General features: G+C 69.1%; 7 protein-coding genes. 1 reads left to right on the top strand and 6 read right to left on the bottom strand.

What is annotated here, in order from left to right; all coding sequences use genetic code 11:
• Nucleotides 1-281 precede the first annotated feature (281 nt).
• The 5 genes from prcA to arc form a co-directional block, all read right to left on the bottom strand.
• Nucleotides 282-1,031, bottom strand: a complete 750-nt coding sequence (gene prcA / locus ACH499_RS34435) for a proteasome subunit alpha (RefSeq protein ID WP_356205895.1) — start codon at nucleotides 1,029-1,031, stop codon at nucleotides 282-284.
• Nucleotides 1,032-1,097: 66 nt separating this feature from the next.
• A complete protein-coding gene (prcB, locus tag ACH499_RS34440; protein ID WP_356205896.1) occupies nucleotides 1,098-1,943 on the bottom strand; it encodes a proteasome subunit beta in 846 nt (281 codons plus the stop codon).
• A 216-nt stretch (nucleotides 1,944-2,159) separates the two neighbouring features.
• Nucleotides 2,160-2,378, bottom strand: a complete 219-nt coding sequence (locus ACH499_RS34445) for a ubiquitin-like protein Pup (protein WP_053128307.1) — start codon at nucleotides 2,376-2,378, stop codon at nucleotides 2,160-2,162.
• A 178-nt stretch (nucleotides 2,379-2,556) separates the two neighbouring features.
• Nucleotides 2,557-4,068 (bottom strand): depupylase/deamidase Dop, encoded by a 1,512-nt coding sequence (dop, locus tag ACH499_RS34450; protein WP_356205897.1) that lies wholly within the window; start codon nucleotides 4,066-4,068, stop codon nucleotides 2,557-2,559.
• Between the two features lie 229 nt (nucleotides 4,069-4,297).
• On the bottom strand, nucleotides 4,298-6,064 hold the full coding sequence (arc, locus tag ACH499_RS34455) for a proteasome ATPase (protein ID WP_356205898.1): 1,767 nt from the start codon (nucleotides 6,062-6,064) through the stop codon (nucleotides 4,298-4,300).
• Nucleotides 6,065-6,309: 245 nt separating this feature from the next.
• Between arc and ACH499_RS34460 the strand changes: the two genes are divergently transcribed.
• The gene (locus ACH499_RS34460) at nucleotides 6,310-6,615 is read left to right on the top strand and encodes a ferredoxin (protein WP_399020971.1); all 306 of its coding nucleotides are present in this window, start codon (nucleotides 6,310-6,312) and stop codon (nucleotides 6,613-6,615) included.
• A 73-nt stretch (nucleotides 6,616-6,688) separates the two neighbouring features.
• Here ACH499_RS34460 and ACH499_RS34465 read toward each other — a convergent pair whose 3' ends face one another.
• On the bottom strand, nucleotides 6,689-7,267 hold the full coding sequence (locus ACH499_RS34465) for a hypothetical protein (RefSeq protein WP_399020973.1): 579 nt from the start codon (nucleotides 7,265-7,267) through the stop codon (nucleotides 6,689-6,691).
• Nucleotides 7,268-7,558 lie beyond the last annotated feature (291 nt).

The following is a 7,558-nucleotide window of genomic DNA, read 5'->3' on the forward strand; positions in this document are numbered from 1 at the left end:
GTGGCCGACCGATTCCGCGCCGTTCCGAGGACGGACACCCCCCGACCCGGCCCCGACCCACAAGACCACCGAACGCGCACCGCGCACCCCCACCGGAGCCGCACAGGCCGCCGCAGGCATCGCGCACCCCCACCGGAGCCGCACAGGCCGCCGCAGGCATCGCGCACCCCCACCGGAGCCGCACAGGCGCCGCAGGCACCCCGCACCCCCACCGCCCCGCAGAGAGGCCGCCGCAGGCACCCGGCCCAAGCGCCGCAGGCACCCGCACAGGCCCGCGCGAACTACTCCTCCTCGTCCGCCCCGCCGGCGTCGGAAGAGGAGGCCCCACTCGCCCCGCCCTCCAGCAGCCGCGACAACTGCCCGCCCACGATCCGCTTGAACTTCCGCTTCTGCGGCCGCGTACGGTCCAGCACGGCGACCTCCAGCCGCTCCGCCGGAATCTCCCGCTCACTCCCGCTCGTGTCCCGCGACAGCGCCTGCACGGCCAGCTTCAGCGCCTCGGCCAGCGTCATGCCGTCCCGGTGCCGCTGGTCCAGGTACCCGCTGATCTGTTCCGCGTTGCCGCCGACCGCGACCGACCCGTGCTCGTCCACGATCGACCCGTCGTGCGGCAGCCGGTAGATCTGGTCGCCTTCGGGACTGTCCCCGACCTCGGCGACGACCAGCTCCACCTCGTACGGCTTCTCGGCCGAGCTGGAGAAGATCGTGCCCAGCGTCTGGGCGTACACGTTGGCGAGCCCCCGGGCCGTCACATCGTCCCGGTCGTAGGTGTAACCGCGCAGGTCGGCGTACCGCACACCACCGATGCGCAGGTTCTCGTACTCGTTGTACTTGCCGGCGGCGGCGAAGCCGATCCGGTCATAGATCTCGCTGAACTTGTGCAGCGCGCGGGATGGGTTCTCGCCGACGAACACGATGCCGTCGGCGTACTGCAGCACGACCAGGCTGCGTCCACGGGCGATGCCCTTGCGGGCGTATTCCGCCCGGTCGGCCATCGCCTGCTGGGGTGAGACATAGAACGGCGTCGACACCGGTTATCCCTCCCTTTCTGTAGAAGTCACTGGACCACCTGCCATCCACACAACGACGGCCGGCCGCTACAGCAGCGCGGCACGGGGGCCGTCGGGCTGCTCCAGCCGCCGCTGCAGGACCGAGTCGGCGAGCTGCGAGCTCTCGCCCTCGGTCAGCCGGCGGAAGCCGTCCTCGGTGATCACAGTGATGATCGGATAGATCCGGCGCGCGACATCGGGACCACCGGTCGCCGAGTCGTCGTCCGCCGCGTCGTACAGCGCCTGGACCACGAGCGTCGTGGCCTCCTCCTCCGTCAGGTCCTCACGGAAGAGCTTCTTCATCGCGCCGCGCGCGAAGATCGACCCCGACCCGGTGGAGGCGAAGTACCGCTCCTCGGACCGGCCGCCCGTCACGTCGTACGAGAAGATGCGGCCCTTGCCGCGGTCCACGTCGTATCCCGCGAACAGGGGCACCACGGCCAGACCCTGCATCGCCATGCCCAGGTTGGAGCGGATCATCGTGGACAGGCGGTTCGCCTTGCCCTCGAGGGAGAGCTGCGCGCCCTCGACCTTCTCGAAATGCTCCAGCTCGAGCTGGAAGAGCTTCACCATCTCCACGGCCAGACCCGCCGTGCCGGCGATGCCCACCGCCGAGTACTCGTCGGCCGGGAAGACCTTCTCGATGTCGCGTTGCGCGATCATGTTGCCCATGGTGGCCCGCCGGTCACCGGCGAGCACGACGCCGCCGGGGAAGGTCACGGCCACGATCGTGGTGCCGTGAGGCGCCTCTACCGCGCCCTGCACCGGCGGCAGCCGCCGGTTGCCGGGCAGCAGCTCGGGCTGGTGCTCCCCCAGGAAGTCCATGAACGAAGAGGACCCAGGCGTCAGGAAGGCAGATGGTAGACGCCCGGTGCTACGAGTGTTGGCTTCCACGCGATTCCTTCCACGTATGCGTCAGCTGTGCCACGGACCCTACCCGCCCTGCGGCGGTGATCCACATACTCGGCGGGAACCCCGGGACGATCACCTTGGCCCCCCGTCTCAGGCCGCGCGCCGGCACGGCTTCGAACCGCACCGGCGCACGACATCCCACGTCTTGCTCGCCCTCCGTCGCCGGCCTCGCGCCCGCGGAACGAAGGAGGGACAGGCCTACTGGCCGCCCTTCTGCACGAAGGAGCGCACGAAGTCCTCGGCGTTCTCCTCGAGGACGTCGTCGATCTCGTCCAGGACGGAGTCCACGTCGTCGTTCAGCTTCTCCTGGCGCTCCTTGAGGTCCTCGGAGGCCTGCGCGTCCTGCGCCTGCTCCTCGACCTCCTCGGTGGAACGCGTGGCCTTCTGCTGCCCGCCGCCGGTGTCCTTGGTCGCCATAACCCTCACCCCGCTCGGTTCGCCCGACACAGTTGCTCGGTCAAGATCAGACCCTACAAGCCGGGTCCGACATCGGCCCCGCAGTTTCTCCAACGTACGGGGGCCATCTCGATGGTTCCCGGACCCGGTGGCTTTCACCCTGTCCGGCGGTCTCCTCCCGTGTACCCGCTCGGCGCCGTCACCCTCCGGACAGGACCCTGACCAGGTCGTCCGCGGTGCGGCAGCGGTCCAGGAGCTCCTTGACGTGATTACGCGTTCCGCGAAGCGGTTCCAGGGTTGGGACCCGCTGGAGGGAGTCCCGTCCCGGCAGATCGAAGATCACCGAGTCCCAGGAGGCGGCCGCCACGTCGTCCGCGTACTGCTCCAGACAGCGCCCGCGGAAGTACGCCCGCGTGTCCTCCGGAGGCTTCGTACGGGCCCGCTCGACCTCCGTCTCGTCCAGCAGCCGCTTGATGCGGCCGCGCTCCACCAGGCGGTTGTAGAGGCCCTTGTCGGGCCGTACGTCTGCGTACTGGAGGTCGACGAGGTGCAGCCGGGCCGCGTCCCAGTCCAGGTCGTCGCGGCGCCGGTAGCCCTCCATGAGCTCCCGCTTGGCGACCCAGTCCAGCTCGCCCGCCAGGCTCATCGGGTCGTTCTCCAGACGGTTGAGGGTGTCCTCCCAGCGGCCCAGGACGTCCTTGGTCTGGTCGTCGGCGTCCGCTCCGTACCGCTCCTCGACATACTTGCGGGCCAGCTCGTAGTACTCCATCTGGAGCTGCACCGCGGTCAGTGTCCGGCCGCTGCGCAGCGTGACCAGGTGCTTGAGCGTCGGGTCGTGCGAGACCTGGTGCAGGGTGCGTACGGGCTGGTCGACGGCCAGGTCGACGGCGATGAAGCCGTCCTCGATCATGGACAGGACCAGCGCCGTCGTCCCGAGCTTCAGGTACGTCGAGATCTCCGACAGGTTGGCGTCGCCGATGATGACGTGCAGCCGGCGGTACTTCTCCGCGTCGGCGTGCGGTTCGTCGCGTGTGTTGATGATGGGCCGTTTGAGTGTCGTCTCCAGGCCGACCTCGACCTCGAAGTAGTCGGCGCGCTGGGTGAGCTGGAAGCCGTGCTCGTGCCCGTCCTGGCCGATGCCGACGCGTCCGGCGCCGGTGACGACCTGGCGGGAGACGAAGAAGGGCGTCAGGTGGCGCACGATGTCCGAGAAGGCGGTCTCCCGCTTCATCAGGTAGTTCTCGTGCGTGCCGTAGGAGGCGCCCTTGTTGTCGGTGTTGTTCTTGTAGAGGTGGATCGGCTGGGCGCCGGGGAGCTGTGCCGCCCGCTCGGCGGCCTCGGCCATGATGCGCTCGCCGGCCTTGTCCCACAGCACGGCGTCCCGCGGGTTGGTGACCTCCGGAGCGCTGTACTCGGGGTGGGCGTGGTCGACGTAGAGCCGTGCCCCGTTGGTGAGGATCACGTTGGCCAGGCCGATGTCCTCGTCGGTGAGCTGGCTGGAGTCGGCGGCCTCACGGGCGAGGTCGAAGCCTCGCGCGTCCCGCAGCGGATTCTCCTCCTCGAAGTCCCAGCGGGCCCGGCGGGCCCGGTGCATCGCCGCCGCGTAGGCGTTGACGATCTGGGACGAGGTGAGCATGGCATTGGCGTTGGGGTGACCGGGGACGGAGATCCCGTACTCCGTCTCGATGCCCATTACTCGCCGTACGGTCATGCGGCCCTCCTTGCCCGGCGGCGCCCTCGGTCGTGGGCGCCGCTCACGTGGCGCTCCGGTGCGTGTGCGGTGCCCGTCCCCGCACTGCGCGACTCGGCGGTACGGAAGAGCCTAGAACGCCTTTGCGCTGGTGGGGAGATCATTTGCCTCATTGCCTTGCTCCAGCCGTGGCCCCCAAAAACAGTCGGCTGCGGGTACCCGCTGAGGGCACCCGCAGCCGCCCTGCCTTTTACAGGTACTGACCGGTATTCGCCACCGTGTCGATGGAACGTCCGGTGTCCGCGCCCTGCTTTCCGGTGACGAGCGTACGGATGTAGACGATCCGCTCGCCCTTCTTTCCGGAGATGCGGGCCCAGTCGTCCGGGTTGGTGGTGTTGGGCAGGTCCTCGTTCTCCTTGAACTCGTCCACGCAGGCCTGGAGGAGATGGGAGACGCGGAGGCCCTTCTGGTTCTTCTCGAGGAAGTCCTTGATCGCCATCTTCTTGGCCCGGCCCACGATGTTCTCGATCATGGCGCCGGAATTGAAGTCCTTGAAGTACAGGACTTCCTTGTCACCATTGGCGTAGGTGACTTCCAGGAAGCGGTTCTCCTCGGTTTCGGCGTACATCTGTTCCACCGCCGTCTGGATCATGCTCTGGACGGTGGCCGCCTTGTCCTTCTCGTGCTCCCTGAGGTCGTCCTCGTGGAGCGGGAGGCGCTCGGTGAGGTACTTGCCGAAGATGTCCTTGGCCGCCTCGGCGTCCGGACGCTCGATCTTGATCTTCACGTCGAGCCGGCCGGGCCGCAGGATGGCGGGGTCGATCATGTCCTCGCGGTTGGAGGCGCCGATCACCACCACGTTCTGCAGGCCCTCGACACCGTCGATCTCGGCGAGGAGCTGCGGGACGATGGTGTTCTCCACGTCCGAGCTGACACCGGAGCCACGGGTACGGAAGAGGGACTCCATCTCGTCGAAGAAGACGATGACGGGCGTGCCCTCGCTGGCCTTCTCCCGAGCGCGCTGGAAGACGAGGCGGATCTGCCGCTCGGTCTCACCGACGTACTTGTTGAGCAGCTCGGGACCCTTGATGTTGAGGAAGAAGCTCTTGCCGGCGGCCTGGCCGGTCACCTCGGCGACCTTCTTGGCCAGCGAGTTGGCGACCGCCTTGGCGATGAGCGTCTTGCCGCATCCGGGAGGTCCGTAGAGCAGGACGCCCTTGGGCGGACGCAGCTCGTGCTCCCGGAAGAGGTCGGGGTAGAGATAGGGGAGCTCGACCGCGTCGCGGATGGCCTCGATCTGTCCGCCGAGGCCGCCGATCTGCTCGTAGCCGATGTCGGGGACCTCTTCGAGGACGAGTTCCTCGACCTCGCTCTTGGGGACGACCTCGTAGACGTATCCGGAGCGGGGTTCGAGCAGCAGGGCGTCGCCGGCGCGGATGGTGATGCCCCGCAGCGGCTCGGCGAGGCGCACCACGCGCTCCTCGTCGGTGTGCCCGAGCACGAGGGCCCGCTCGCCGTCCTCGAGGATCTCCTTCAGGGTGACGATGTCGCCGATGCTCTCGAACTCCATGGCCTCGACCACGTTGAGCGCTTCGTTGAGCATCACCTCCTGGCCGCGCCGGAGCTCGTCGAGCTCCACGCTCGGGCTCACGTTCACCCGGAGCTTGCGGCCGCCGGTGAAGATGTCGGCGGTGCCGTCCTCGTTGGCCTGCAGAAAGACGCCGAAGCCTGCCGGCGGCTGGGCCAGCCGGTCGACCTCCTCCTTGAGGGCCACGATCTGGTCGCGGGCCTCGCGGAGGGTGCTGGCGAGTCGCTCGTTCTGCGCGGACACGCCGGCGAGATTGGTCTGCAGCTCGACGATCCGCTCTTCGAGAATTCTCGTGTGCCGCGGAGAGTCGGCGAGCTTGCGTCGCAGGACGGCGATCTCCTGCTCAAGGTAGGCCATCTGCCCGGCCGGGTCCTCGGACCCGCGTCCCGGGCGGATGCCGCGGTTCATGTCGTCGTCGTGGGCTGCCACGGTCCTCACCTCCTCCAAGGGGAGCTGGACGCTTCCAGACCCTACCTGGGTGGGTGTCGATTGAAACCCCTAGATCACAAAGACTGTCGGGGTGTGTCCGATCTTCACCCTTGCGCTCTCCCTCACGCCAGGGGAATACCCACGGAACGTGATTGGAACCCAGGCGGGGGTAGGGTCGAAGCGTTCAACACCCGTCAGAGCTGGCCGGATTCCCGACCGGCTCGACGCAGGAAACGGCAGGAGAGATGAGCGTGCAGCAGGAGGCCGGAGTCGACGGCGAGGCCCTGGAGGTCTGGATCGACCAGGACCTGTGTACCGGCGACGGCATCTGCGTCCAGTACGCGCCCGAGGTGTTCGAGCTGGACATCGACGGTCTCGCCTACGTCAAGGGCGCCGACGACGAGCTGCTGCAGGTCAAGGGCGCGACGACGCCGGTGCCGTTGCCGCTCCTGACGGACGTCGTCGACTCGGCCAAGGAGTGTCCGGGCGAGTGCATCCACGTACGTCGCGTTTCGGACAGGGCCGAGGTCTACGGCCCGGACGCAGAGTGACCGAACTGTGACATGAATCGCACGGACAGTGACCGTTGTCCGCCGGTCCTGTCCGTTGTCGCGGTGCCGTCGGTCAGACGGTCCGCGCCTGGGACGGCGTGTCGCGGACGAACGCGCCGTTCCTCCACTGCCACTTCACGTCGTCGGTGACGTCCGGGCAGCAACTGGGCACGTCGGCCGAGGAGTAGCCGAGGAGCGTGGCGAGGACGGCACCGTCGCGCACGGCGAAGTCGGTGACGGTCCGGCGCTCCCCGGGGTCCACCAGGGTGGCCACCACGCGGGGCTCGGCGGCGCCGGTGCCGCGGGTGAGGACGTAGACGCCGTCGGGCGGGGTGCCCATGGGCGCGTCGCAGTGCACGACGGCCACCGTCTCGGGCCGGCCGTCGCCGTCGAGGTCGCCGGACGCCTTCTTCTGCACCACCGCCTCGACGGGGCCGCATTCCAGGGGGAACGCGACGGCGGCCGGGTCGGGCGGAGCGATGCGCGCCGGGGCGGTCTTCGTCTCCGGTCCGCCGGTCTGGGCCGCCGTCGCGGCGTCCGGCTGCAGGACCGAGGAGAGGGCCACGACGCCGGCGAGAGCGGTGGCGGTGGCGAGCCAGTGGATCGGGCGGGTGTGCGTGTGCGACAGGTCCGGAACGGCGGGGTGCTGCACGAGGAGTGTCTCCTGTGAGGGCTGTGCCGGTGGGGGTGGCCAGCATCGTGCCACACGTCACAGTGCGGGGGAACGGCGGGGTGGGTACTCGCGCGGGTTTCCGCCGGGGCCGTCAATACGGCGGCGGGGGGGGGGGGGGGGGGGGGGGGGGGGGGGGGGGCGGCCCCCCCCCCCCCCCCCCCCCCCCCCCCCCCCCACGGCCGGTCAGCCCTCTTCGGCGTGCAGGCTCATCGGCCCGTAGATCTCCGTGGAGTCCTCGAAGAGCCGGACCTGGTCCGCGCCGCCCTCCCG

Source organism: Streptomyces sp. NPDC018947 (assembly GCF_044390505.1).
In the GTDB taxonomy this organism is placed as follows: domain Bacteria; phylum Actinomycetota; class Actinomycetes; order Streptomycetales; family Streptomycetaceae; genus Streptomyces.